18 protein-coding genes and 1 tRNA gene are annotated in these 25,183 nt (G+C 60.8%); 8 read left to right on the top strand and 11 right to left on the bottom strand.

The window, feature by feature from the left end; translation table 11 throughout:
* The first annotated feature begins 144 nt into the window (after window positions 1–144).
* From A9K68_RS21400 to rnd, 3 genes are all read left to right on the top strand, one after another.
* Window positions 145–648, top strand: a complete 504-nt coding sequence (locus tag A9K68_RS21400) for a DUF3280 domain-containing protein (protein ID WP_163603057.1) — start codon at window positions 145–147, stop codon at window positions 646–648.
* Between the two features lie 165 nt (window positions 649–813).
* Complete coding sequence (locus tag A9K68_RS21405; protein WP_065008024.1) at window positions 814–2,058, top strand: MFS transporter; 1,245 nt, start codon at window positions 814–816, stop codon at window positions 2,056–2,058.
* A 100-nt stretch (window positions 2,059–2,158) separates the two neighbouring features.
* A complete protein-coding gene (gene rnd / locus A9K68_RS21410) occupies window positions 2,159–3,310 on the top strand; it encodes a ribonuclease D (RefSeq protein ID WP_065008023.1) in 1,152 nt (383 codons plus the stop codon).
* Between the two features lie 42 nt (window positions 3,311–3,352).
* Here the strand turns inward: rnd and A9K68_RS21415 are convergent, their stop codons facing one another.
* From A9K68_RS21415 to A9K68_RS21425, 3 genes are all read right to left on the bottom strand, one after another.
* Window positions 3,353–3,895 carry a hypothetical protein gene (locus A9K68_RS21415; protein ID WP_065008022.1) on the bottom strand — a complete coding sequence of 181 codons (543 nt, stop codon included), beginning with the start codon at window positions 3,893–3,895 and terminating at the stop codon, window positions 3,353–3,355.
* Window positions 3,896–3,920: 25 nt separating this feature from the next.
* Window positions 3,921–5,423: an IMP dehydrogenase gene (guaB, locus tag A9K68_RS21420; protein WP_065008021.1), complete on the bottom strand. Its 1,503-nt coding sequence runs from the start codon at window positions 5,421–5,423 to the stop codon at window positions 3,921–3,923.
* A 285-nt stretch (window positions 5,424–5,708) separates the two neighbouring features.
* The gene (locus A9K68_RS21425) at window positions 5,709–5,984 is read right to left on the bottom strand and encodes a hypothetical protein (protein ID WP_065008020.1); all 276 of its coding nucleotides are present in this window, start codon (window positions 5,982–5,984) and stop codon (window positions 5,709–5,711) included.
* A 344-nt stretch (window positions 5,985–6,328) separates the two neighbouring features.
* Between A9K68_RS21425 and A9K68_RS21430 the strand changes: the two genes are divergently transcribed.
* Window positions 6,329–7,750 (top strand): MFS transporter, encoded by a 1,422-nt coding sequence (locus A9K68_RS21430; protein ID WP_065008019.1) that lies wholly within the window; start codon window positions 6,329–6,331, stop codon window positions 7,748–7,750.
* Window positions 7,751–7,842: 92 nt separating this feature from the next.
* Here the strand turns inward: A9K68_RS21430 and A9K68_RS21435 are convergent, their stop codons facing one another.
* Both A9K68_RS21435 and A9K68_RS21440 read right to left on the bottom strand, forming a co-directional pair.
* On the bottom strand, window positions 7,843–8,538 hold the full coding sequence (locus A9K68_RS21435; protein ID WP_065008018.1) for an RlmE family RNA methyltransferase: 696 nt from the start codon (window positions 8,536–8,538) through the stop codon (window positions 7,843–7,845).
* Window positions 8,535–9,914 carry a Ppx/GppA phosphatase family protein gene (locus A9K68_RS21440; RefSeq protein ID WP_065008017.1) on the bottom strand — a complete coding sequence of 460 codons (1,380 nt, stop codon included), beginning with the start codon at window positions 9,912–9,914 and terminating at the stop codon, window positions 8,535–8,537. The genes A9K68_RS21435 and A9K68_RS21440 overlap by 4 nt, the downstream gene beginning before the upstream one ends.
* Window positions 9,915–10,204: 290 nt before the next feature.
* On the opposite strand from A9K68_RS21440, the gene A9K68_RS21445 reads away from it, so the two are divergent.
* Both A9K68_RS21445 and A9K68_RS21450 read left to right on the top strand, forming a co-directional pair.
* A complete protein-coding gene (locus tag A9K68_RS21445) occupies window positions 10,205–11,137 on the top strand; it encodes a lysylphosphatidylglycerol synthase domain-containing protein (protein WP_065008016.1) in 933 nt (310 codons plus the stop codon).
* Between the two features lie 190 nt (window positions 11,138–11,327).
* Window positions 11,328–11,401: transfer RNA gene (locus A9K68_RS21450), tRNA-Gln, on the top strand.
* Between the two features lie 708 nt (window positions 11,402–12,109).
* Here A9K68_RS21450 and A9K68_RS21455 read toward each other — a convergent pair.
* From A9K68_RS21455 to A9K68_RS21465, 3 genes are all read right to left on the bottom strand, one after another.
* On the bottom strand, window positions 12,110–13,426 hold the full coding sequence (locus tag A9K68_RS21455) for a hypothetical protein (RefSeq protein ID WP_156768302.1): 1,317 nt from the start codon (window positions 13,424–13,426) through the stop codon (window positions 12,110–12,112).
* 760 nt (window positions 13,427–14,186) lie between these two features.
* On the bottom strand, window positions 14,187–14,843 hold the full coding sequence (locus A9K68_RS21460; RefSeq protein WP_065008014.1) for an acyl-homoserine-lactone synthase: 657 nt from the start codon (window positions 14,841–14,843) through the stop codon (window positions 14,187–14,189).
* Window positions 14,844–14,924: 81 nt separating this feature from the next.
* Window positions 14,925–15,650, bottom strand: a complete 726-nt coding sequence (locus A9K68_RS21465) for a LuxR family transcriptional regulator (RefSeq protein WP_065008013.1) — start codon at window positions 15,648–15,650, stop codon at window positions 14,925–14,927.
* A 430-nt stretch (window positions 15,651–16,080) separates the two neighbouring features.
* Here A9K68_RS21465 and A9K68_RS21470 point away from each other — a divergent pair, with 430 nt between their 5' ends.
* Both A9K68_RS21470 and A9K68_RS21475 read left to right on the top strand, forming a co-directional pair.
* Entirely contained in the window at window positions 16,081–16,320 is a 240-nt protein-coding gene (locus A9K68_RS21470) for a hypothetical protein (RefSeq protein WP_156768301.1), read from the top strand.
* A gap of 177 nt (window positions 16,321–16,497) precedes the next feature.
* A complete protein-coding gene (locus tag A9K68_RS21475) occupies window positions 16,498–16,965 on the top strand; it encodes a hypothetical protein (RefSeq protein ID WP_065008011.1) in 468 nt (155 codons plus the stop codon).
* A gap of 112 nt (window positions 16,966–17,077) precedes the next feature.
* Here the strand turns inward: A9K68_RS21475 and A9K68_RS21480 are convergent, their stop codons facing one another.
* The 3 genes from A9K68_RS21480 to metH all read right to left on the bottom strand — a co-directional run bounded on the left by A9K68_RS21480 (window position 17,078) and on the right by metH (window position 24,930).
* Complete coding sequence (locus A9K68_RS21480; protein WP_065008010.1) at window positions 17,078–19,657, bottom strand: EAL domain-containing protein; 2,580 nt, start codon at window positions 19,655–19,657, stop codon at window positions 17,078–17,080.
* Window positions 19,658–20,011: 354 nt separating this feature from the next.
* A complete protein-coding gene (locus A9K68_RS21485; protein WP_065008009.1) occupies window positions 20,012–20,878 on the bottom strand; it encodes a class I SAM-dependent methyltransferase in 867 nt (288 codons plus the stop codon).
* A 242-nt stretch (window positions 20,879–21,120) separates the two neighbouring features.
* Window positions 21,121–24,930: a methionine synthase gene (gene metH / locus A9K68_RS21490; protein ID WP_065008274.1), complete on the bottom strand. Its 3,810-nt coding sequence runs from the start codon at window positions 24,928–24,930 to the stop codon at window positions 21,121–21,123.
* Window positions 24,931–25,183: the final 253 nt, after the last annotated feature.

Raw genomic sequence — 25,183 nt, forward strand, 5'->3', positions numbered from 1 at the left:
CATCTCTCGGTTTGAACTTCGACTTGGAAACCCTGGCTGTGTGAAAACTCCACACCACAGTCAAAGCGTAAAATTTGCTCCGCTTGATCGTGATCGGGGGGTCAAGCGGTGTACAATGGCCATTACACGGACGGGAGGACTACCATGAGCATTCGCACATTGACTGTCCTGGTGACGCTGCTTGTTGGCACCTGCGCATTTGCACACGCTCAGACAAAGCCGATGTCAATCGAGGTGTTTCCATTCGAATTGGAGGACAAGAGCGCTGGGGCGGGAATAATTCAGCCGGATGAACACGATAGGCGCTATCTGTCCGAGTCGGCACAAGTGGCGAAGGACATGCTCTCCCAGTCCGGACGTTTTACAGTGGTTGATGCGCCGGCGACAGATGAGCAGGCGGTTGCACCGCACGGATTGCGCAATTGCGGTGGCTGTGAAAGCAAAATCGCCAAAGAGCACGGCGCATCTCTTGCCTTGCTCGGCGTCGTAACACGCGTCAACCGAACAGAACATACCATGTTCATTCGCATCCTCGACGCTGAAACCGGGAAACCTGTTTCGCAGGGCTTTACCGATCTTCGCATGGGTCCGAACCACGCGTGGCCCCGCTCCGTGAAATGGCTGATGACAAACAGAATTCTGCGGTAGGACGCCCACCACCCCAGCGCGCCATCGGGAACGCGAAAGATCGCCCCTCAGCTAAAAATCAAACCGAGAAACTGATTGTCGGCGCTGGTCTGCTAATCGCCGGGAATTGCAGCTGGCATTGGCGCGGGCGATGGTTCAAGAAGGATCAACGACAGGCCGTCCTTCATGTCCTCCATGCGCCCGCTGATCCCGCTCCTTATTGCCGCCGGCATCCTGCTCGGCGGCAACGGCCTGCAGAGCACCCTGATCGCGCTGCGCGGTGCGCAGGAGGGATTTTCGGCCTCGACCATCGGCCTGATGGGCACGTTCTATTTCGCCGGCTTCCTGCTCGGCTGCCTCGCCGTCACCCACATCATGAAGGCCGTCGGCCATGTCCGCGCCTTTTCCGCGCTGGCGGCGATCGCTTCCGCCGGGACATTGCTTTTGGTGCTGGTCGTCGACCCGGTCATGTGGTGCGTGTTGCGCCTCGCCGGCGGCTTCTGCTTCGCCGGCCTGTTCACCATCATGGAAGCCTGGCTCAATTCCGGGGCAGCCAACAAGGATCGCGCGCGGGTGCTGGCCATCTACCGGATGGTCGACATCGGTTCGGTCACAGGCGCACAGTTCCTGATCCCGATCGTCGGCGCCGGCGGTTTCGCCATCTTCGCCGTCATGTCGATCATGATCACGCTCTCGCTGGTGCCGGTGTCGCTTGGCGACCGCTCCAACCCGACCCCGCCGGAGGACGTGAAGCTCGACCTGGCCCGCGTCTGGCGGATTTCCCCGCTCGGCTGCTTCGGCTGCATTGCCGTCGGTGTCACCAACAGCGCCTTCCGCACATTGTCGCCGGTCTATGCCGAACAGATCGGCATGTCGGTTACCGACGTCGTCACCTTCGTCAGTGTCGGCATCTTCGGCGGCGCCATCATCCAGTATCCGCTCGGCTATCTGTCCGACCGCTGGGACCGGCGTTCCGTGCTGCTGATCACGACGTGCTGCGCGATGCTCGTATCGCTGGCGCTGGTGTTCTGGGCGGGCAGCGACCCGTCGCTCAACTTCGTGATCGTCTTCATCTTCGGCTGCTTCGCCATGCCGCTCTACTCGCTATCGGCGGCGCATTCCAACGACCGCGCCGACAAGGGCGAGTTTGTGCTGGTCAACGCGGCGCTGATGCTGTTCTATTCCTTCGGCGCCATTGGCGGGCCGTTCGCCGCCTCGACGGCGATGCAATATTTCGGGCCAAGCGCGCTGTTCGTGTTCACCGCCATCGTCTACGCCATCTTTGTCATCGTCATCCTGTACCGGATGCAGGTGCGATCGGGCGTGCCGGCCGGCCATCGCAGCCGTTTCATCGGCCTTTTGCGCACATCGACGGTCTTCGCCCGGCTAGCCAAGCGCAACGATGATTCCGACGGGCCTGCGAAGCAATGATGATGGCCCCCTATGTCTTGAACCCGGGGCTGCCGCTTGACGAAAGCCCGCGCGGCTGAAATTGAAGGAGACCTTACCCCCTTTTGCCAAAAGCGATTTGATGCACGTCATATCAACCCAAGAAGAACTTGAGACCGCTGTTGCCGCGTTCGAAAAGTCGGATTTCGTCACCGTCGACACCGAATTCATTCGCGAGACGACGTTTTGGCCGATCCTCTGCCTGATCCAGATGGCGGCGCCCGGGGTGACGGCGCTGATCGATCCGCTGTCACCCGATATCGACCTGAAGCCGTTCTTCAGGCTGATGGCCAACGAGGCCATCGTCAAAGTCTTCCATGCTGCGCGCCAGGACATCGAGATCATCGTTCATCTCGGCGACCTGGTCCCGCATCCGGTGTTCGACACCCAGGTGGCGGCGATGGTTTGCGGCTTCGGCGACAGCGTCTCCTATGATCAGCTCGTCCAGAAGATCACCGGCGCTCGGCTCGACAAGTCCTCACGTTTCACCGACTGGCGCCACCGGCCGCTTTCCGAAAAGCAGCTCGACTACGCGCTCGCCGATGTCACCCATCTAATCGAGGTCTACCAGCGACTCAGCGCCGAACTGGTGCGGGAAAACCGCGCTCATTGGCTGAACGAAGAGATGGAGGTGCTGACTGCGCGTGAGACCTACGATCCGCATCCGGAGGATGCCTGGAAGCGGCTGAAGATGCGGCTGCGCAAGCCGCAGGAGCTGGCGATCGTGCAAGCGGTGGCGGCATGGCGCGAGCGCGAGGCGCGCGAACGCGACGTGCCGCGCGGCCGGGTGCTCAAGGACGACGCCATCTACGAGGTAGCGCAGCAGGCGCCGCGCGATGCGGCAGCACTCGGCAAGCTGCGCACCACGCCGAAGGGTTGGGAACGGTCGGCGACGGCAACGGCGCTGCTTGGCGCGATCAACAGCGCGCTTGCCTTGCCCAGGGCAGAGATGCCGAAGCTGCCGAAGAGTTTTCAGCCGCCCGAAGGCTCCAATGCCGCCGCGGAATTGTTGAAAGTCCTGTTGCGGATCGTCGCCGAAAAGGAGGGCGTCGCTTCGAAGGTGCTGGCCTCCAGCGACGACATCGACCGCATCGCCGCCGAGGGCGAGGCCGCCGACGTGCCGGCCTTGCAAGGCTGGCGACGCGCCGTGTTCGGCGAGGCCGCGCTCAAACTGGTGCGCGGCGAGATTGCGATCAAGTTCGACAAGCGCAAGATCGCGCTGTTCGATTTGTAACGTCTGCCACATCCTTCTCCCTTTGTTGTGGGAGAAGGAAAGTCAACGCTGGCGCGGCTGACCGGTCAGGTGGAAAACGGCGATGACGATCACCGGTATCGCCAGAAGCGCGAATTTGGTGACGATCAGCGCCGAGGCGAAGGACAGCGAATCCGGATTGGCCGACAGGAAATCCGAGAGCAGGCGGGCCACAGCGATGTTCTGCGCATAATCGGCAAGCGTGTAGGGCAGCACCAGGACAAGCGCGAACAGCGACTGGAGCTGCGCGGGCAGAGCCCGGAAGTTCTTCAGCCGCCGCCCCGTGGCCAGGATCAAGCTGACCAGCGTCAGCGACAGCAGCGCCGGGAACAAGAGGTCGAAGGTCAGGTAGTGCCAGACCAGAATGATCTCGCTGCCGCGCCGGCCGAGCGCCGTCAGCCAGGCCATGCCCTCATCCGGGGTGAAGCCGGTCCAGCACAAATCGAGTGACGGCAGGCCACCACTCAGCTGGCGGAAATAGAGGAATTCCATCGCGGTCATGGCGACGAAAACCGCCGCGCAGGCAAAACAGAGCGCGGCAGCGTGGCGCGACAGCCGCAGCATCATTGCCGTCAGGCTTCGTGCGGATTGGTTAGGCTCCGCCGGGGTAATTCGGGCTTTCGCGGGTGATCGTGACGTCATGGGCGTGGCTTTCACGAAGTCCGGCGTTGGATATGCGTACAAAGGTGGCGCGGTCGCGGAAATCGGCAAGATCGCGCCCGCCGACATAACCCATAGCGGCTTTCAGGCCGCCGGCAAGCTGGTGCAGCACGCCGGACACAGGTCCTTTGTAAGGCACCTGCCCTTCGATGCCTTCCGGGACCAGTTTCAGCGTGTCGCGCACCTCGGCCTGGAAGTAACGGTCGGCGGAGCCGCGGGCCATGGCGCCGACCGAGCCCATGCCGCGATAGGCTTTGAACGAGCGTCCCTGGTGCAGATAGACTTCGCCCGGGCTCTCGTCGGTGCCGGCCAGCAGCGAGCCGATCATGGCGGCACTGGCGCCGGCGGCGAGCGCCTTGGCGAGATCGCCGGAATATTTGATGCCGCCATCGGCAATGACCGAGACGCCCGATTTCTGCGCTGTCTCGACCGCCGACATGATTGCCGAAAGCTGCGGCACGCCGACGCCGGCGACGATGCGGGTGGTGCAGATGGAGCCGGGCCCGATGCCGACCTTGACGGCATCGGCGCCGGCATCGATCAGCGCCAGCGTGCCTTCTGACGTGGCGACGTTGCCGGCCAGGATGCGGACCGAATTGGACAGCTTTTTAGCCCGCGTCACGGCATCCAGAACACGTTGCGAATGACCATGGGCGGTGTCGATCACCAGAAGGTCGACGCCGGCATCGATGAGGCGCTCGGCGCGCTCGAACCCGTCATCGCCGACGCTGGTGGCGGCCGCCGCGCGCAAGCGTCCCTGCACGTCCTTGGTGGCGTGCGGGTTGAGCTGCGACTTCTCGATATCCTTGACGGTGATCAGCCCGACGCAATTGCCGTCGCTATCGACCACGACCAACTTTTCGATGCGGTGCTGGTGCAGGAGCCGCTTGGCCTCGTCCTGATCGACATTTTCCTTGACCGTGATCAGGTTCTCACGGGTCATCAGCTCGTAGACTTTCTGGGCCGGATCGGAAGCGAAGCGCACGTCGCGGTTGGTCAGGATGCCGACCAGCCGTCCGACCTTATGCCCGCCGGCGCCGCCATTCTCGACCACCGGAATGCCCGAGATGCTGTAGGTGCGCATCAGCCCCAAGGCGTCGGCGAGCGTCGCGTCGGGGCCGATGGTAACGGGGTTGACCACCATGCCGGATTCGAATTTCTTGACCTGCCGCACCTGCTCGGCCTGTTCGGCCGGCGAGAAATTGCGGTGGATGACGCCAATACCGCCAGCCTGGGCCATGGCGATGGCAAGACGCGCCTCGGTCACGGTATCCATGGCGGCGGACAGGATCGGCACGTTGAGGTCGATGTCGCCGGCAATGCGGGTGCGGATGTCGGTCTCGCCCGGCATGACCTCGGAATGACCCGGCTGCAGCAGCACATCGTCAAAGGTCAGCGCCAATGCGCCCGTGGACGTTTCGATAATCTTTGCCATGGCCAGCCCTCGGAATGCATGAAAAGCGCTGGACCGGATGGACAGCGCCGACTCGTCTTCTTCCCTTTCAGGATTGGCGCTGGCTCGTAACACGTCCCGTCGCCGATGAAAAGCCGATTGCTTGTGCACGGCAGGGCTGCGAACTCAGCTTGGTGCCTTCGCGGTGACGGATTGGTGACCGGCATTCGCCGCTGCTCTGCGAGCGCAGCGGGAGAATACGCGCTCGGGTAGTCGCTCGGGTAGTGGGTCGGGTTGAAATTTGAGCTCCGGCAGGCGATGGATGGCCTAATAGTAATCGTAAACGCGCCGCTTGCCCCGCTTGCACTTGATCTCTTCCTTGTATTCGTCACCTTCCCACTTGCGCTCGATCGTGCAGTTGCCGCGCCAATATTCCTCTTTGTAGCTGTAGCGTTCCCGCTTCCGCTCATAATTATCTTCGTATCGGTAGCGGTCCTGCCATTTTCCATGGCCGCTCTCGTCCTTCCACGGATCGGCAGCAGCCACGCTGTTGCCTCCGACGATTGCAACCCACGCGGCAAGCATGGTGCCTAGCATCTTCATGACGCATCTCACTTCAAAGGGGTTTAACCCGGATAAACCGGTTCCGGTTCCCGGCGCTTCCGCGCTCGTGATCCGTTGGCAGTTATGCTATGGCAGTTATGCTATTGATTTGTGCATGGTGCTGATTTGCGCCAACCGACCCACCGCCGAGGCGGGTCTTTTATTTTAAGCGCCATTCTTCGCAAGGCTTCGGACTGGCACGGCTGCCAGGGTCGCACAAATGTGACGGCAAATTAAGGCGACATCCGACCCAACCCGTGGTAACCCGCCCTGCCTGTCGGCCTGCCCCTCCCCTGGACCGGCAAAGCAATCGACGACGCAACATTCAAATCCGGACGCGTTCCATGAACCGCACCATTCCGCTTATCCTGGCGGTCGCTCTGTTCATGGAAAACATGGATTCGACCGTTATCGCAACGTCGCTGCCGGCGATCGCCACCGACCTCCAGACCAGCCCGGTCGCGCTGAAGCTGGCGCTGACCGCCTATCTGGTGTCGCTGGCGGTCTTCATTCCGATCAGCGGCTGGATGGCCGATTGTTTCGGCGCCAAGAACGTGTTTCGGGCGGCGATCGCCGTGTTCATCGTCGGTTCGGTCGCTTGCGCCGTGTCCAATTCGCTGCCGGCTTTCGTGATGTCGCGCTTCCTGCAAGGCATTGGCGGCGCCATGATGACTCCGGTGGGACGGCTTGTGCTGGTGCGCGCCACGCCGAAAAGCGAGCTTGTCGCCGCCATGTCCTGGCTAAGCATCCCGGCCCTGGTCGGGCCGCTCGTCGGTCCGCCGGTCGGCGGTTTCATCACCACCTATTTCACCTGGCACTGGATTTTCCTGATCAATGTGCCGATCGGGCTGATCGGCATCTGGCTCGCTACGCGTTTCCTGCCGGAGACCGAATCGGCGCAGACGCCGCCCCTCGACTTCATCGGGTTCCTGCTGAGCGGGCTGGCGGCATCGGGCATCGTGTTCGGCCTGTCGGTGGTCAGCCTGCCCGCTTTGCCGCCGATCGCCGGCTTTCTCACCGTGGCTGTCGGGCTGGCGTCAGCTGTGCTTTATCTCCTGCATGCGCGCCGCACCAAGAATCCGCTATTGGCGCTCGAGCTGTTCCGCAACCAGGTGTTCCGCTCCTCGGTTCTCGGCGGCGGGCTGTTCCGCATCGGCATTGGCGCCGTGCCTTTCCTTTTGCCGCTGATGTTCCAGATCGGTTTCGGGCTGACGCCGTTCCAGTCGGGAATGATCACCTTCGTGGCGGCGATCGGCGCGATCGGCATGAAATTCGTCACGGCGCTGATCTTCAGGGTCGCCGGCTTCCGCCGGGTGCTGATCTTCGGCTCGCTGATAGCGGCGGCGTCGATCGCCATCAACGGCTTGTTCACGCCCGACACGCCCTATGTGCTGATCCTCGCCGCCCTGCTCGTCGGCGGCTTCATCCGCTCGATGTTTTTCACCGGCATCAACGCGCTTGCCTATGCCGAGATTTCGACCGCCGACACCAGCAAGGCAACGCCGATCGCCGCGGTGTTCCAGCAACTGTCGATCGCGCTCGGCGTGGCGCTGGCCGGCGGCATCCTGGAAGTGTCGACGACAATCCATGGCGGGCCGCTGACGCTGAGCGACTTCCACATCGCGTTCTTCATCGTCGCGGCAGTGTCGGCGGCCGCATCGCTGTCATTCATGCGGCTGGCGCCGGACGCCGGCAACGCCGTGTCAGGATATGGCGGGCTGACGGCGCCCAAGACGCTGGAGTCGGGTCCACCGGCGGGGCAGTGAGCCCTTCACCACCCGGCCCTTCGCAGGCTCAGGGCGTTCGAAGCTCGAAAAGCCAAGCAATTGGCTTTTCGTCCGCTAACGCGGACCGCTTCTCACCCCTTAAAATCCTTCGCCAGCAGATAAAGCTCTACCGACTCATCCCGTGAGGCCGGCGGCTTGACGTGATGGACCGAGCGGAAATTCTGCTTGAGCCTGGCGAGCAATTCGTTCTCGGCGCCGCCCTGAAACGTCTTGGCGAGGAAATGGCCGCCCGGCTTCAACACCGAAAGGGCGAAATCAGCCGCCACCTCGCACAGATACATCGTGCGGATGTGATCGGTCCGGCGGTGGCCGGTCGTCGGCGCCGCCATGTCGGACAAAACGATGTCCGGTTGGCCACCGAGCGTTTCGGCGAGCTTTTCCGGGGCCTGCGGGTCGAGAAAATCCATCAACAGCACCGGCGCGCCGGGCACCGCGTCCATCTCCAGATAGTCGATGCCGACGACATGCGGGTGTTCGGCCGTCGATTTGGTCCGCGCGGCGGCGACCTGGCACCAGCCGCCGGGTGCTGCACCAAGGTCGATGACCTTCATGCCGGGCTTGAGCAGATGGTGCTTGTCGTCGATCTCGATCAGCTTGTAGGCCGCGCGCGAGCGGTAGCCGTCGGCCTTGGAGCGCTGGACATAGGGATCGTTGATGTGGCGCTGCAGCCAGCGGCGCGACGACTCCTTCAGGCCGCTCTTCTTCTTGATCCGCGTCTTCAGCACGCGAATGCCGGCTGAGCCTGGTTTTTCCGGCTTCTTGGTCATCGCCTATCACGCCCATTGCTGCGCCAGACGCCGTCGTCGGCCATCAATTCGCTCAATATGCCCTCGCGCAGGCCGCGGTCGGCGACACGCAGCCGCTCCGACGGCCACACCGCGCGGATCGCTTCCAGGATGGCGCAGCCGGCCAGCACCAGATCGGCGCGATCGGCGCCGATACAAGGGTTGGCGACGCGCTGCTGGAAATCCCAGCCGACCAGCTTCTCGACCATCCGGTCGACGCTGTCGCGGTCCATCCACAGCCCGTCGACCCGGCGGCGGTCGTAGCGTTCCAGGTCAAGGTGGACGCCGGCCAGCGTCGTCACCGTGCCCGAGGTGCCGAGCAAATGAAATTTCGGGCTGGCGAGCACATGGCTGAGCCGGTCGCGCCCATCGAAGGCATGCAGGCGCACAGCCACATCTTCGACCATGGCGGCGAAACCCTCGCGGGTGACGGTGCGGCCGCCGAAGCGCTCGGCCAGCGAAACCACGCCGACCGGCAGCGACGTCCAGGAGACGATATGGTTGGCGAGCCTCGGCGAGCGGTGGCCGGTGAGGTCGATCAGCGCGATTTCCGAGGAGCCGCCGCCGATGTCGAACAGGACGACGCCTTGCGTGTCGCGGTCGACCAGCGAGCCGCAGCCCGACACCGCCAGCCGCGCCTCGGTCTGGCGGTCGATGATCTCGAGCTTCAGGCCCGCCTCGCGCTCGACGCGGTCGAGGAACTCGGCGCCGTTCGCGGCAGTACGGCAGGCTTCGGTGGCGATCAGCCGGGCCTTCCTGATCTTGCGGCTGCGCAATTTGTCGCCGCAGATCTTCAGCGCCTCGACCGCACGGTCCATCGCAGGCTGCCCGAGCCGGCCATTGGCGGTGAGGCCCTCGCCCAGCCTGACGATACGCGAGAAAGCGTCGATGACGCGGAACTGGCCGTGGCGCGTCGGCACAGCCACCAGCAGCCGGCAATTGTTGGTGCCGAGGTCGAGTGCGGCAAACACCGGCAGTTCCTGCGCCGGCGAGCGGCGAACATCCTGCTCCGGCCCGCTTGGCGCAGCTGAGGGCAAAGGCGCGACGATCGCCTCGGGAGGAGGGCTGGCTGGAGCGCTGTCGGCGGCCGCCGACAGCCCGGCCGCCGCGAGGTGTGCGTCATCGCGCACGAAAACCTTGCGGCCGCGCCGACGTTTGCGCCGCTTCCTGGTCTTGGCCTTCTGATTTTGGCCATTCTGATGCTGGGACGCGTCGCCTGCCTGTCCGTGACCGGACCAAGGCTGCACCGGGTGGCCATTCTGCCGACCGGCGGATGGGCTTGCCTGGCCTGAAGGCGGCGGCGAAGCCCTCGACACGCCCACTTCCGGCGCGCCAGCGCCGGTGTCGTGGTCTTCCACTTCAGTTCCTTCCGGCGCCGCGCGAACCGGAGATCGGACGCAGCAGGCGCTTTCATGTGTTCTAAGTTGCCGCCAGACTAGCAGCGCCGGGCCGGATCACCAAGAGCGCAGGGGCCGAATTTTGCCAGCGGCATGAAGCGGCAGCAGGAAGAGCCGCGCGTTGCCGGTTGAATAGCCGGCTTCGATAAGGCATTTCTGAAATGGCGGAATGGAACATCCGGAATCGCGGCCAGTTTCCTTGACGCGAACCGAAAGAGGGCAACGGGGCTGCAACGCATGATCGTCACGCCATGAACTGGAGGCGCTATTTCTGGCCGGTCGTCGGCATTGCGGCGGTCGTATTCTCGCTGTGGCTGCTACTGCACGAACTGCGCGGCATCTCGCTCGACGATGTCTGGGACGGCATCGTCGCCATCCCTGCCCGCGGCTGGATGCTCGCCGCGCTGAGCTCGGTCATCGCTTATGCATCGCTGGCCGGCTACGACCACATCGCGCTCCTGCATATCGGCAAGAAGGTCTCTTGGCTCTTCGTCACCTTCTGCTCATTCACTACCTACGCGCTGTCGCACAACATCGGCGGCTCGGTATTTTCAGGCGCGGTGATCCGCTACCGCGCGTACGGAACCAGGGGCCTCACCGGAAAGGATGTCGGCGTGCTGGTGGCGATCTGCTGGATCACCTTCGTGCTGTCGACGATCCTCGTCTCCGGCCTCGTGCTGGTCTTCGAGCCTGAAATCATCGACCGGTTCTCCGGCGCACCGCATCATCGCCTGACCATGGCCGCGGGCGTCGCCATGCTGCTGCTGGTGGCGGCCTATGTCTTCGGCAGCTGGCTGCATCTCAGGCCGCTGAAGATCGGCAGCTTTCAGATCCATTATCCGGCGCTGCCGATCGTCGCGCGGCAATTGCTGATCGGCCCGATCGAGCTTCTGGCGGCGGCGGCGATCATCTTCTTCGCCCTGCCCGCGGCTGGTAATCCCGGCTATTTCGTCGTGCTCGGCGTCTTCCTGGTGTCGTTCTCGGTCGCCCAGATCTCGCATGCGCCGGGCGGGCTCGGCGTGTTCGAGGTCGTCTTCCTCGCCGGGCTTTCGCATATGGACCCGGTCGGCGTGCTGGCAGCGCTGCTGGTGTTCCGGCTGTTCTACCTGATCATCCCGCTAGTGATAGCGCTCGGCGTCGTGCTGTATTTTGAGCACTCGCAGCTTGGGCGGAGTGAGAATTGAGATGCCGGATCGCGCCCGAGCGCCGATGTCCGACGTGGCGCCGGAAACGGGCTGACGAAACGTGGCGATTGAACTGCTCTGCAGGCTTGACTATTTTCCGCTGGCAGCTACAAGGCAGCGCTCAAGCGGCTTGAGCCGCTAGAACCGCGCGATTTTCACGTTTATCCGTGACATTCACGATCGTGCTTGCTGGGGAATAGGTTAACGGTAGACCCACGGACTCTGACTCCGTTAGTCCTGGTTCGAATCCAGGTTCCCCAGCCAAACTGGATGCTCTGCGGATAAGGCATCGCTGCTTTCAATCGGCACAGCGTCCGTCGTTTCCGCAAGTAAAGCAAAACGTTGCCTGTAGGCAGCACCGACCCCGTCTTGACTCGATTGGCTGTTCGACAGGACTAGATTCAGAATTTTTTTCCTGCGGAGGCGGCCCGACGAGGCTTCGAAAACATGCCTCGCCAGGAGTTCAACCCGCACTATGATCAAAATGCGATAGCTACAAGCTTCGCCTCGCTGACCGAGGTGCTGTGCGGCCCGCCACTGATAGACGCGTGAGCTGCTCGTGCTTGCATCGTGTAGACCTGAACCCCTACAGGAGGCGTATCTAACGTCGACAAGGCAGAACAGGGCAGCATGAGTGTCTCCCGATTTCCCGCCGTGTTGAGAGAGGTTCCGATTGCCATGGATGGAAGTGCGGTACCATCGCGAGCAAACCGGAAAAAGCCAAAGGAAGCGGGCGCCCCTTGATTATTACAACCTATATATCCGGTGGGTTCTCCAGCTCCTGCAGCCACCAATTGGATAGGGACAGGACCCCCTGAAGTCGTTACCTGTATTCTCAGGTTAGTAACGTCTTGAAACTGATCATGGTTGGTGAACCAGTTTCCGCTCGATTCACTCTCAGCAAAATGCATTGCTATCGTATCCCCTATCCACAGTACTTCTCCAAAAACTTACCATCACATCACTACTGGTCTATTGCCTAGGGGGCGGAGAAAGCTCTAGAATTTCCTTTCCAGCGCTGTCACTCATCGGAGCATGACACATTGGGCGTTTGTAGGAGCCGCTAGATCGGCAGACGGTTGGAGTAGGTCCCGAGAGATCTCCTGCCTCACATGCGCGACACATGCGAAACATCGCAGCCTCGAGTTGAAGGGAGTAGTCCAGCGCGGACGCCGCCGGCTCGGCAGGTTGAAAGAGATGCCCCCCCTTTATGTTCTGGAACCACGTATCGACGTGAATCTTCACCTTCGTTGAATCCCAAATCTCCGCCATGTTGAAACCACTGCCAAGGATGCCAAGAGAAGATCGCGGCGTCCGAGCGGCTGCATGACAGGACAGGCAAGAGGAGCGGACATTGTCCGCGGGCCCATTCGCGCGACCCATGAAACCCATAGTAGGGCGGCTTGCCCATCCAAAGGTAATGTTACGAAGATCTAAGTTGACCCAGGTTTCACGCAGGGACGTGTTATACACACCAGGGTCATTACCCCACTGCAACGAGACCGGCACCAAGTTGTCAAACAGGTTGTCACCCTTGGGAGGGCCAACCCATGCGAAAGTACCAAATACCCAGCCAGTGTCCGTTGCTCTGGGGTCTTTCACTGCGATGTCAACCTGCAGCAGATGCAAAGTTCGAAGCGATCGCTGTACGACAGGACGAGAATCGCTACCTGAGCCCGCAGCATCGATAATTGCGTCAAACTCCGGAGCGCCCTTGAGATAGGCAACATCGTTCGTTGAGGCGTCAGTGAACAGAAATTTCACCGAGGCAGTGTCTGCCGGAAACTTCAACGCTACAGGCAGTGAGGGATTGCACGGTTCGGCAAAGATGTCCCCCAAAATGGCAGCCCCCGGACGGTTATAAAACCCCACGGCCCAAACCTGATATCCACCGGCACTTGTTTGAGAAAGATCACCAGGGTTCGGGCCGCGCTCTTTCGTGAGACCCATGCGAGGTTCTCGGCCCGATGTTCCGTAGTCGAGCCACTCCGAAACCCACCAGGGTTCTTGCCCAGTGCCTACCAACCGCCGATCCTTGAGGCCGAAGGAATCTCGGGCACCTTTTAAAACCGCGTCCATATATTCCACGGGCTGGGCGACGAAGTTAAAACGCTCCCATGCCTGCTTGTCATTTGGGTCGGGATACACAGCTGGGTAATCGGTGCGCCAGTTGGCAGGGACCTCCCTGTGTCCCTTCATTGTGCTTCCGACAAATCTTTGACAAGACTCAGCTTTAGCCGACGCACAGGCAAACAATACCGATGCAATGGCAAACAGGACACGTCTCATGGATACCTCCTGACCTCCCCGAAGCTATTGCCACTACCCGCCAAACAAAAAGGGCTTGCTCTGGCGCGCGCAGGAACTTGCTCCGGGGCAGGCGGTGGAGTCGGACGTAGCAACCCGTTCCCGTAAGACGTGCAGCAGGCAAGTGTCCCATATTCATCTTTGATTCTGGCCCTTGCCTTTGCAGGAGACGCTTTAAAAAAACGGAGCCACGGGGACGTTACCTTGCGCCCCTAGCGTACTCGCTTATCGGACCGCCATCGCATAGACGATCTTCAGGATTGATAACTTGTGCTATTCGCAACGCGTTGTTCCGACACAATAGCAAACGCCAGGGCAGGTAGCGGGGAAGCCACTACATTCGGAAGGACACGTATTTGGTATAGCGTCTGAAATGGCTTTAAAACTCATTTTTGACGGTGGATACCATTTTACTGCCACCGCTTCTTCCGCTCTTGTAACACAGTCTTTATACGATACATTGTCCACCGGTACCTTCGTATATTTCTGACTTCCCTTTGCTGGATCAGGGAGCAAGAACACACAAGTGCCGTCCGAATCGGTGGCAAGCGAGTTTGAAAGAAGGGATGCCTTTATTTCGGGATCTGTCTGATCCTTGAGCCCACAATTCCCTTGAGCAGCCGCCGCGGTTGTCAACAGTGCTAGGGCACAACCTAAAACACACATGAACGCTTTCATCTTACCCTCCAAGAGTTAAATCATTCGCCATACGGCAGCATCACTTGCGCCAGGAGCGAGTTCGTCAAACAGCCTCAAGAATTTCTGGGAAGCTCTTGATAAATGGCGACTGCGTTCCACGCCGAACAAGCAAACTCCGTTCAATCCCAAGTATCTTCCGCACACTCGCCAGCGCCGCCTCATTCACCTCGATATACGCGACGATGTACCACTCGCCGTTTTCTTCCCTCGCCATGCCCATCGGCTCGGCGCGCCATTTGAGGGCACCGTGGTGGGGCATGAAGTAGGTTTCCTGGACGCCGCCGACGGCGCTGAGGCCTTCGTCGAGGGCGTATTCCATTACCGCGCAGCAGAGCTGCGTCAGCGTGCCTCGCAACCCCGTCGAGCGTTTGTCGGGAACGACGAAAGTGCGGGTCCATTCGGCCCAATCGGGACGTCTGGGGACGCCTGATTTTTCGCACATATGAGAAAAGACCTCCGAGACCATGTGCGGCTCGCTCGTTGGGATCAATCGAGCCGAGGTCACGACGCGACCTTCTTCAATACCGAGCAGGTAAGTCGCCGCGTCCGTATCGAACTGGTCTAGCTCGCGACCGTCCGGGCTCGGAGGGCGCCAGTGTTTTTGATGCACGAAAAAATCGTGCCGCCGGCGCAGGAATTCGTCGAATTCGTTCTCGTAGAGATGCTTGTTGTACGCATTGACAACATGGGCAGTAATCATAGCGCGCCCCCGATCGTTCTCGGAGGGATAGTTGCAGTCTTCCTAATATAGATCACCTGTCCGATCGGACAGTTGACGCGTTCAGGGATGAATCAGGCGCCTGCGTACTGCTTCAATGACGGCTTGCGTGGTTGTAGCAACGCCAAAAGCCTCGCGAGCTTGCATCGAGTGCCATTTGACGGTGCGCTCGGTCAGTCCGAGAATTTGTGAGGTTTCGGATGAGGTCTTGCCGGCAGCTGCCCACAAGAGCACTTCCTTTTCCCGATCGGTCAGCGGACCTTCGTCTTCGCCATCCTCGTCATTCGACAGGGCCTGGATCGACATGCCGGCATAGACCGCCATGGTGACCAGTTGTACTTGATGTCGCGGCGACAGGATGCAGGATTTTGCAGACGACGCAAACGACAGCACGGACTGCCAATGGTGGACGCTGAGCATCGGGACGGCAAAGCCGCTCCAGATGCCGAACTCCGTCGCCTCGCCGGCGACGCGCCGTGAGCCTTCTGTATCTGACCACTTTGCCGGGACTTCGGACCAAAGGAACGGCTTCAAGGTCTTTGCCGAGTAGATGCAAACACCATCGACCGCGGCATGCTCGGCTTCGACATAGCGTTCGAACCAGCCGGCCGGCCAGCCATTCAGTTCAACCATCGGCGCAAGCTTCTGCCCACCGAGCGGCACGCCGCTAAGGATGAGGTGCTCGAAGCCGAGATTCCTCACGGTTTCGAGCAGGTCGCTCAGCAGCGCCCCGGTAGCTGTGTGCTTCCTGCAGCGTTCGACAAAGTCGAACACGTCTGAATCGATCATGCCAGAGGCCCCGTCTCCTCCCCGAAATATTAGCATACCTCAAATTAGAACCTTCAAATATACCATCGCTACACTTACGTGAGAAGAGAGTGGATCGCTTCAATCTCGGCACCCGTCGGCGACCCATCTCCGGTGCAACGCTGCGCGCAGCAGTAATTCTTCAAAGCCGCCGCTGAGATCAGCAAACGGACTCTCGATGCTATCTTCGCCATAGGCAGGCACATCGGCCGAACGAATGAGAAAGGCCCGCGCCTCTGGCGGAGAGCGGGCGCGATCGGATTAGGCCCGACCTGCAGCGGGGAAGCGCAAGGTGGCGCCCCCAACTGCTCACAGACAATCATTAGAGATCACTAATTTTCTGCTTGACGACCGCTTCGCCGGCACCAAAATCTTGGTCTTAAGCTCAAGCGTTCGGACGGGGGATATCGCCATGCCTGACGGCATCGAAATCTACTTCAGTGCGAGCCTGGCGCCGGGTCAGCGCGAAATAGTCGAGCAGTCGATCGCGTCGGCGGCAGAGCGCACGCGTGCGGAGGCCGACGCCGCGCGCGAGCGAGCGGTCGAGGAGGACAAGCTGCATGACGCGATCACGGCGCGCCTTGCGAAGCCGAGCGGACCCCGGAGTTGCAGGGGCGCTCGAAGGGGTCGGCATGCGGCCATTCAAGGCTAAGGACAGCCTGCGCCTGCAGGGCCCGCCTGGCGGAGGGCGCGATCACGTGATCCCTGCGTCGCCGACCGACAGCAGCGTCGAGCAGCGGCTTCTCCTTACGACTTCGCCTGGAGATGGCATCACAACGGAGGGGCACCTCCGTTCAGCCAGAACGGCGACCAACGGGGACGCCTCGGCGTGGATGCGCGGGCCGGCGGCGGAGTCGCGGGCGGCGCCAGCCGTTTTGTCCACGCACACATCGGCGTCGGCTGCATCGTGCGGACCGATCGTCCGATCGCGGTCGAGTTGTTCGCGCCGCGCTCATCGCGCCATTCTTTCACCATTGGCGCACGCAGCATTGGTGCGAGCGCCACCTCGGAGGGTGGCCTGGAGACGACTTTTATGAACGGTGGCCAGGTCTTGATGGCGGGCGCCTTTCCGTGGTGGCGCAGACGCGTGAGCGGCCTCTCAGAGAATGAGAGCGTTCGGACTGGCTTCACGAGCGTCTTCCCCAGTGGCATGGGAGGGCGAATCGACCCCGGCGAATACACCTTCAACGTGGGCATCTGGGCATTCGCCGATTACGCTTCAGGCATTGGAAGCGCGGGAGTGCAGTCGCTGGTCGAGAGCAACATCATCGAGATGCGAATCCATCGCCGAGACTGAGGCCGAAAGACAAATACACGCACCAAGCCAGTCATACACCGCTGCCGTACAAGCTCGTCGTGTGCGTGCAGAGCGGCTTCCCTGCCGGAGGCCTTGAGGCGGACGTCAACAGTTAACTCGCCGTGCGCAGACGCCGAGATCGAACAAAGGCCTTTAGTCCGTCGGAATCCAACGCCTGCCCGAAGGCATAACCCTGCAGTATGTCGCAGCCCAAGCTCTTGAGTGTCTGTGCGTGCTCCATCGTCTCGACACCCTCCGCTACGACCTCAATACCCAGGGATTTGCCGATTTCAATGATCGACGAGACGACCTGCCTTCGTTGCGGCGATTTGACAATTGGGACGACCAGCTGGCGATCTATCTTCAGCCGGCGAGGCTGCAGCTTGAGCAAGCTGACTATTGAGGCATAGCCCGTACCAAAATCGTCTATTTCTACGTCAATGCCGAGCTCTTTTATCTGCTCAAGATTCCAGGTAACAAAATCATCATTTTCGTCAAGGAAGATTGACTCAACGAGCTCGAATGAAATCGTTCCTTTCTTGATATTCAGCTGCCTAAGACTCTTTATGAGTTCCTCATCTTGAAGGCGGCGCGCCGAAACGTTGACTGACACCCGCGGAATGTGAAGATTCGCAGCAGACCACTCTTCGAAATCCAAAAGCGATTGCTCTAATATGGTTCGATCGATGATCGAGACGACATTCAGTTCTTCCGCAATCCTTAGGAATACATCGGGCGCCAAAATACCCTTCTCCGGATGTCTCCATCGCGCCAGCGCCTCAACCCCAACAATTTCGAGCGTTTTTGCGTCAAATTGCGGCTGGTAGAAGGGAATGAACTCGTTGCGCTCAAGGCCGCCGAGAATTTCGTCGGCCATCCGTTTTGTGTCGACGATTTCGCTTTGCATCGCCTCGGTGAAGAATTCGTATCGATTGCGCCCACGCCCCTTTGCTCGGTAAAGCGCGATGTCAGCGTTGACCAGCAGGTGTTTGGCTTCGACATCTTTTCCGTTGTCGACTGCAATTCCCACGCTCACGCCAAAACGGCATCGATGGCCTTGGTAGTAGACGGGTTCGCGCATCTGGCTGATGACCCGGTCAGCGAGCCGCGCCAGTTGCTCGACATCGTCATGCACCACGCACAGGACGATGAATTCGTCTCCTCCGATCCGAGCGACGAATCCCTCACCATCGACCTTGGATCGGAGGACAGTTGACGCGTGAACAAGCATTGCGTCGCCTGCGGCGTGGCCAAGCGTATCGTTGATGTGCTTGAACCGATCCAGATCTATGTGAAGCAGTGCCGCATACCCGCCGGCGCGCCTGGCGTTTGCTGCGTAATCTTCCAGCACTTGGTCGAGGTAACGCCGGTTGGGCAAACCGGTCAGCGAATCGTGGAGCGCAATGTGCTCTATGCGCGCCTTGGCCGACTCGAGTTCTGCATTTTTCGACTCGGAAAGCTGTTTTGCGCGAACCAGGTCCTTGTTCAGCAGGACATCGGCTGTCACATCCCATTCGGCGCCAATCATTTTTGGGGTGTCGTTTGCGACCCGGTGAATTATCGCTTTGGATCGGACATGGCGAATCTCGCCATCCGGCCGAATGATCCGGTACTCCGACAAATATGGCCCGCCGACGGCCATCGCGCTGTCGAAATCGGCGTGGGCGCCAGCCAAATCGTCCGGGTGGATTGCTCCCGCCCAGTCCAGGTAGCCGCGGTGCTCCCCAGTCGGTTTGCCGTATATTTCATTCACGCGGTCATCCCACGTAAGTTCGTTGGTCGCGAGATCGTGTTCCCAAACGCCAATAGCTGACGCTTCCAGGGCGAGTTCCAGGCGTCTCGACAATCGACTCAGTTCCGCATAGTTGCGCTGTCTCTCGCCAATCAGGCGACCCGCAACCAGGAATGGGATCACAACCAACGCCCCGGCCACCGCCATGATTGCGCGCAAGAACCAGGCGTTGTCGGGCGTCGAAGGCCAGCCGTTTTTGGGAATGGCTGCGATCCGCCACGAACCGGACGGGAGCAGAACGTCGGCTGTCACCGGATTGCTTTTGGCGACGCCCTCATTGCCGAAGAATTGATCTCCACTTGGACCGAGAGCGTCCTTACCGATCAGCGCTATGTCAATCCCGAGATCATCGTCAAGCAGGCCGCTCGCCTTATAAAGGCGCTGAACGTCGACAACGGCCGAAATGATGCCCCAGAACCTTTCGGTGTTGCCCGCACTCCGTACAAAAACCGGAATACGACCGACGAAGCCTTGCCCTCCCTGCCTCAAGTCGACGGGACCGGCAAGAATTAGCTCGCGCTCGTCTCGCGCCCTTAGCGCGGCCACACGCTGGCGCTCGTCCTTGCGGTAATCGAGGCCTATCGCCTTCTCGTTGCCCTCCATCGGGTACATCAGGGAAATGACCAGATCGGGCGCGCCGGCAATATTTTTCAATTGCGAGCCCCCGCCAAACAGGTTGCTCGCGAGCGAGGCGAAGCGTTGCTGTCCCATATAGGGCTCAGTCACGACCGCCGCGACCAGGCCCTGCACCAGTTGAAGGTTTCCGTTGATGTTACCTTCAAGCTTGGCGCGGATAAGATTGACCTTGGCCAGGACATCCGCACGGGCGGCTTGATCCGAGACGACTTTGTTCTGGTGGTCCGCGAACGCTGCGCCGACGGCAATAACTATCACCGCCATTGCCGCCGGGATATTTGCCGACGAAAAAACAGCCTTCTTAATACCGCCGAGCCTAGCGCGGAAAAGAGCCAATAGGCGATTCCTCAGCTGCTATTCAGGTTCTCGGGCAACCCGACCAAGGAATATTAGCTATCAATATTTAATTTTGACCTTCACGGGTTCTAAAATTTTTGCACTTTCCGACCGCCTGGTGCCGCCGGAGTGGTTGGAACAGACCTGCGGCTCGCTTGACACCTTAGAATTGCTTGCAGTCGCTGAAGGTGCATGGGTTGCCCTCGTGGAGGGATAACCGTGCTCACCTTTCCGGCATCAGATCGACGAGATGACAATGCAAAATCTGGAATAAGAGCAGGATTAGTGGCCCTCAATCGTCTTGGGGGTAACAAGATATGGGATCTTGCCGACGCTACGCTTCGTCGCGCCAATGGAATAGGCCATCGGGATCTTGGGAGAGTTCTCTGGCAAGCCGTACATATCCTTGCCGGCCCTCACGGCAAATGAAAAGTGCTGCCACGAAACCGTGTCATGCTCATTGAGAAAATCAAGCGTCAGCCCAGCTGAAATCAGCGCGTTCACCACGTCACTGACCGGATGAATCCACTCGTAGTAGCGAGGATGCTTCAAGATGCGGTCGTCCCCGGTATAGGTGAGTTCCTCGTTCCATGCGAGGGGTCGAGCTATTGGCGTTCGCCAGTCATGCTTGAACTCCAGCGCCGCAGCCTTGCGGTCACACTGGAACATCAACGGGTGGCCCTCAGCCAGATAGAGCCGGCCGCCGGGGCGCAGGAGATCGGCAACCACTCGCGCCCAGCGGAACACGTCGTCCAGCCAGTTTACCGATCCCCAGGTAACGTAAGCGATGTCAAAGGTTCGGCCGAGCGCCTCGACTGCCTCGAACAGTGGCGCCTCCACGAAGCGCACATTAGTCCCTGCCTTTGCAGCGAAATCCCGCGCCGCTGCGATCGCTGTCGGTGAAAAGTCGAGGCCGGTCACGCTGCCCGCGCCCAGATTCTTCAAGCTGATTGTGTCGAGCCCGATATGACATTGCAGATGGACGATATCTTTGCCGACAATGTCACCGACCTCGCGCGTTTCCAACTCATAGAGATTGGATCCGCCTGCCAGCACATTTTCTATGTGGTAGCTGCCCGTTGTGTCGGTCGAATGCAGTTCGGCCCGATCATCCCAATTAAGGCGGTTCGCACCCAAAAACGGTTCCAAATTGCCCCCCCAGTCCCTGCCGAGACTAATATTTGGTAAACAGAACGTTAATATACTTTGCAGCTAAAGGATCGCGCGTCAATCCGAGGCGGGCCGGTGCACCACCGCTGCAGGCCAGGCTCATCACCCTGGCCAAGGTGGAGGTGCCCATCACCTGTCGGTGCAGAACGAGCGCGCAATCAGGACAAGGCTGCTGTGATGGAGGTGCCGGCTTCTCGCCCTATCAGCCTCGCGGCGCGATTTCACGCGGCGGCGTCCAGCCCCTGCGCCGGCACATAGTTCAGGATCGGGCCGAGCCAGCGCTCGACCTCGCGGAGCGGCATGCGCTTGCGGCGCGCATAATCCTCGACCTGGTCGCGTTCGACCTTGGCCACGCCGAAATAATAGCTTTCGGGATGCGACAGGTAGATGCCGGACACTGAGGAGCCCGGCCACATCGCAAAACTTTCGGTCAGGCTGACGCCGGCATTGCGCTCGCCGTCGAGCAGGCGAAACAGCGTCGCTTTCTCGGTGTGATCGGGCTGCGCCGGATAGCCGGGCGCTGGGCGGATGCCGCGATAGGGTTCGCCGATCAGCTCGTCCGGCGCCAGATCCTCATGCGGGGCATAGGCCCAGAATTCCTTGCGCACGCGTTCGTGCAGGCGCTCGGCGAAAGCTTCGGCGAAACGGTCGGCCAGCGCCTTGACCATGATCGACGAGTAGTCGTCGTTCGCCCGCTCGAAGCGCTCGGCGATTGCCGCTTCCTCGATGCCGGCGGTGACGATGAAGCCGCCGAGATAGTCGGCCTTGCCGCTGTCAAAAGGCGCGACGAAATCCGAGAGTGCGACATTCGCCTTGCCGTCGCGCTTGGTCAGCTGCTGGCGCAGCGTGAAGAAGGTCGCCAGTTCCTGCGATCGCGTGTCGTCGGTGAACAGCCTGATGTCGTCGCCGACAGCGTTGGCCGGCCAGAAGCCGATGACGCCCTTCGGCGCGAACCATTTTTCCGCGATGATCTTCGCCAGCATCGCCTGGGCGTCCTCGAAGAGCTGGCGTGCCGCCGGCCCTTGAGCCTCGTCGTCGAGGATTTTCGGGTAACGGCCCTTCAGCTCCCAGGTCTGGAAGAACGGCGTCCAGTCGATATAGCGCGCGAGCTCGGCCAGATCCCAGCCCTCGAAGACTTTCACGCCGAGGAAGGACGGCTTCGGCGGCGCGTAGGCCGACCAGTCGATCCTGTGGGCGTTGGCACGCGCCTTGACGAGCGGCAAGCGCTGCTTGTCGGCTTCGCTGCGCGCGTGCGCATCGGCAACCTTCTTGTATTCGGCACGAACGTTGTCGACATAGCCGCCCTTGGTCTCGTTCGACAGCAGTGCCGACACCACGCCGACCGCGCGGCTGGCATCGGTGACGTAGACCGTCTGGCCCCTGATATAGCGCGGATGAATCTTTACCGCCGTATGCACGCGGCTGGTCGTCGCGCCGCCGATCAACAGCGGAATGTCAAAACCTTCGCGCTCCATCTCGGCGGCCATATGCGCCATTTCGTCGAGCGAAGGCGTGATCAGGCCGGATAGGCCGATGATGTCGACCTGCTGCTCGCGCGCCGTCTGCAGGATCTTCGCCGCCGGCACCATGACGCCGAGGTCGATGATCTCGTAATTGTTGCAGGCAAGAACCACGCCGACGATGTTCTTGCCGATATCGTGGACATCGCCCTTCACCGTCGCCATCAGGATCTTTCCGGCGGTCTGGCGCTCGCCGGTGTCGACGCCATTGGCGGCGTTCGCCAGCTTCTCCGCCTCCATGTGCGGAAGCAAGCCGGCAACGGCCTGCTTCATGACGCGGGCGGACTTCACCACTTGCGGCAGGAACATCTTGCCGGCACCAAACAGATCGCCGACGACATTCATTCCTGCCATCAAAGGACCTTCGATGACATGCAGCGGGCGCTCGGCGGCAAGTCGCGCTTCGTCCGTGTCCGCGTCGATGAATTCGGTGATGCCATTGACCAGTGCGTGCGAAATGCGCTGGTCGACAGGCCAGTCGCGCCAGGCGAGATCGCGTTCCTGCGCCTCCTTGCCCGCTGTGCCCTTGAAGCGTTCGGCGAGTTCCAGCATGCGTTCGGTCGCTGTGCCGCCGCCCTTCGGCTGACGGTTGTTGACGACGTCCTCGCAGGCTTCGCGCAGTTCCGGATCGATGGACTCGTAAACGGCAAGCTGCCCGGCGTTGACGATGCCCATGTCCATGCCGGCCTGGATGGCATGATAAAGGAACACGGCATGCATGGCCTCGCGCACCGGCTCGTTGCCGCGAAACGAGAAGGAGAGGTTCGACACGCCACCCGATATGTGGACATGGGGAAGCGTCGCGGTGATCTGCCGTGCTGCTTCGATGAAGTCGACGCCGTAATTGTTGTGCTCGTCGATGCCGGTGGCGATTGCAAAGATGTTCGGGTCGAAAACGATATCCTCGGGCGAGAATCCGGCCTGCTCGGTCAGCAGCTTATAGGCGCGGGTGCAGATTTCGACCTTGCGCGCCTGTGTGTCGGCCTGACCGTCTTCGTCGAAGGCCATGACAACCACCGCCGCGCCATACGCGCGGACGAGCTTCGCATGATGCAGAAAGGCCGCTTCGCCTTCCTTCATGGAAATGGAGTTCACCAGCGGCTTGCCTTGCACGCATTTCAGGCCGGCTTCGATGATCTCCCATTTGGAGCTGTCGATCATCACGGGAACGCGGGCGATATCCGGCTCGGCGGCGATGAGGTTGAGATATTCGACCATCGCCTTTTTCGAATCGATCAGGCCTTCGTCCATGTTGATGTCGATGATCTGCGCGCCATTGGCGACCTGGTCGCGGGCGACTTCGAGCGCGGCGGCATAATCGCCCGCCGTGATCAGCTTCCTGAACCTGGCCGAGCCCGTGACATTGGTGCGCTCGCCGACATTCACGAATGGAATCTCCTTGGTCAACGTGAACGGCTCGAGCCCCGAAAGGCGCATCTTCGGCTCGATGTCGGGAACAGCGCGCGGCGGATATTCCTTTACCGCCTGTGCGATGGCGCGGATGTGGTCCGGCGTCGAGCCGCAGCAGCCGCCGACGACATTGACCAATCCGTCGCGCGCGAACTCCTCGATCTGCGCCGCCATGAATTCCGGGCTCTCGTCATAACGGCCGAATTCATTGGGCAGGCCGGCATTCGGATAGGCGCAAACGAAGGTGTCGGCGACACCGGAAATTTCGTCCAGATGCGCGCGCATGGCCTTGGCGCCCAGCGCGCAATTGAGGCCTATTGTGAACGGGTTGGCGTGACGGACTGAATGCCAGAAAGCCGTCGGCGTCTGGCCGGACAGCGTGCGGCCGGAGAGGTCGGTGATCGTGCCGGAGATCATGACCGGCAGATGCATATCCTTCTCGATGAAGATCTCTTCTGCTGCGAAGATCGCCGCCTTGGCATTCAGCGTATCAAAAATGGTCTCGATCAGGATGATGTCGGCGCCGCCGTCGATCAGACCGCGCAGCTGCTCGCCATAGGCAAGGCGCAATTCGTCGAATGTCACGGCCCGGTAGCCGGGATTGTTGACATCCGGCGACATCGAGGCGGTGCGGTTGGTTGGCCCCAGCGCACCGGCGACGAAACGACGCCTGCCGTCCTCCTGCTCAGCCCTCACCGCTGCCCTACGCACCAGCCGCGCACCGTCGCGGTTCAGCGCGTAGACCGCATCCTCCATGCCGTAATCCGCCTGGGCGATGGCGGTCGAGGAGAAGGTGTTGGTTTCAAGGATATCCGCCCCGGCGATGGCGTATTGATAATGAATCTCCTCGATCGCCTTGGGCTGCGTCAGGATCAGCAGGTCGTTGTTGCCCTGCTGATGGCAGGCGCAATCCGCAAATTTATCGCCACGGAAGTGGTTCTCGTCGAAGCCCAGGCCCTGGATCTGCGTGCCCATGGCGCCGTCGAGGATGAGGATGCGCTCGCGCGCCGCCGCCGTCAGCGCCGCAAGGACTTCCGACCCGTCGGGCTTTGCCGAGACAGGACCGAACAGCTCGTCGAGCGATGAAGGGTTTTGCGACACTTTCAATCCTCAAGGCGACAGTCGCGCTTAAGCGACATAAAGACATCTTTATGTCACTATACGCTATTCGCTTGTTGCTGTCACCCCTGCCGCGGGGAATGCTGCCCGCTGATGCTACGAGGCCGCCTGCGCGTCTTTCAGGCGATCGCCGACGGGACGGCAGGTAAGATCTCCGACGCGGAAGTTGCTTCCTTCATGTGGTAGGCGGGAGCGACCTCTCCCGTCAGGAGAAGATCTCCGCCAGTTCGTCGAC

The sequence above is a fragment of the Mesorhizobium sp. AA22 genome (genome assembly GCF_001672375.2).
Classification (GTDB): domain Bacteria; phylum Pseudomonadota; class Alphaproteobacteria; order Rhizobiales; family Rhizobiaceae; genus Mesorhizobium; species Mesorhizobium wenxiniae.

Bases quoted from the DNA above. Each gene is read 5' to 3' on its own strand.
- A9K68_RS21400 (WP_163603057.1), top strand. From the start codon at position 145: ATGAGCATTCGCACATTGACTGTCCTGGTGACGCTGCTTGTTGGCACC.
- A9K68_RS21465 (WP_065008013.1), bottom strand. From the start codon at position 15,650: ATGATCGATTCAGACGTGTTCGACTTTGTCGAACGCTGCAGGAAGCAC.
- A9K68_RS21480 (WP_065008010.1), bottom strand. From the start codon at position 19,657: ATGGCGGTGATAGTTATTGCCGTCGGCGCAGCGTTCGCGGACCACCAG.
- A9K68_RS21445 (WP_065008016.1), top strand. From the start codon at position 10,205: ATGAACTGGAGGCGCTATTTCTGGCCGGTCGTCGGCATTGCGGCGGTC.
- A9K68_RS21425 (WP_065008020.1), bottom strand. From the start codon at position 5,984: ATGAAGATGCTAGGCACCATGCTTGCCGCGTGGGTTGCAATCGTCGGA.
- rnd (WP_065008023.1), top strand. From the start codon at position 2,159: ATGCACGTCATATCAACCCAAGAAGAACTTGAGACCGCTGTTGCCGCG.
- A9K68_RS21460 (WP_065008014.1), bottom strand. From the start codon at position 14,843: ATGATTACTGCCCATGTTGTCAATGCGTACAACAAGCATCTCTACGAG.
- A9K68_RS21435 (WP_065008018.1), bottom strand. From the start codon at position 8,538: ATGACCAAGAAGCCGGAAAAACCAGGCTCAGCCGGCATTCGCGTGCTG.
- A9K68_RS21415 (WP_065008022.1), bottom strand. From the start codon at position 3,895: ATGATGCTGCGGCTGTCGCGCCACGCTGCCGCGCTCTGTTTTGCCTGC.
- A9K68_RS21455 (WP_156768302.1), bottom strand. From the start codon at position 13,426: ATGAGACGTGTCCTGTTTGCCATTGCATCGGTATTGTTTGCCTGTGCG.
- A9K68_RS21430 (WP_065008019.1), top strand. From the start codon at position 6,329: ATGAACCGCACCATTCCGCTTATCCTGGCGGTCGCTCTGTTCATGGAA.
- guaB (WP_065008021.1), bottom strand. From the start codon at position 5,423: ATGGCAAAGATTATCGAAACGTCCACGGGCGCATTGGCGCTGACCTTT.
- A9K68_RS21470 (WP_156768301.1), top strand. From the start codon at position 16,081: ATGCCTGACGGCATCGAAATCTACTTCAGTGCGAGCCTGGCGCCGGGT.
- A9K68_RS21405 (WP_065008024.1), top strand. From the start codon at position 814: ATGTCCTCCATGCGCCCGCTGATCCCGCTCCTTATTGCCGCCGGCATC.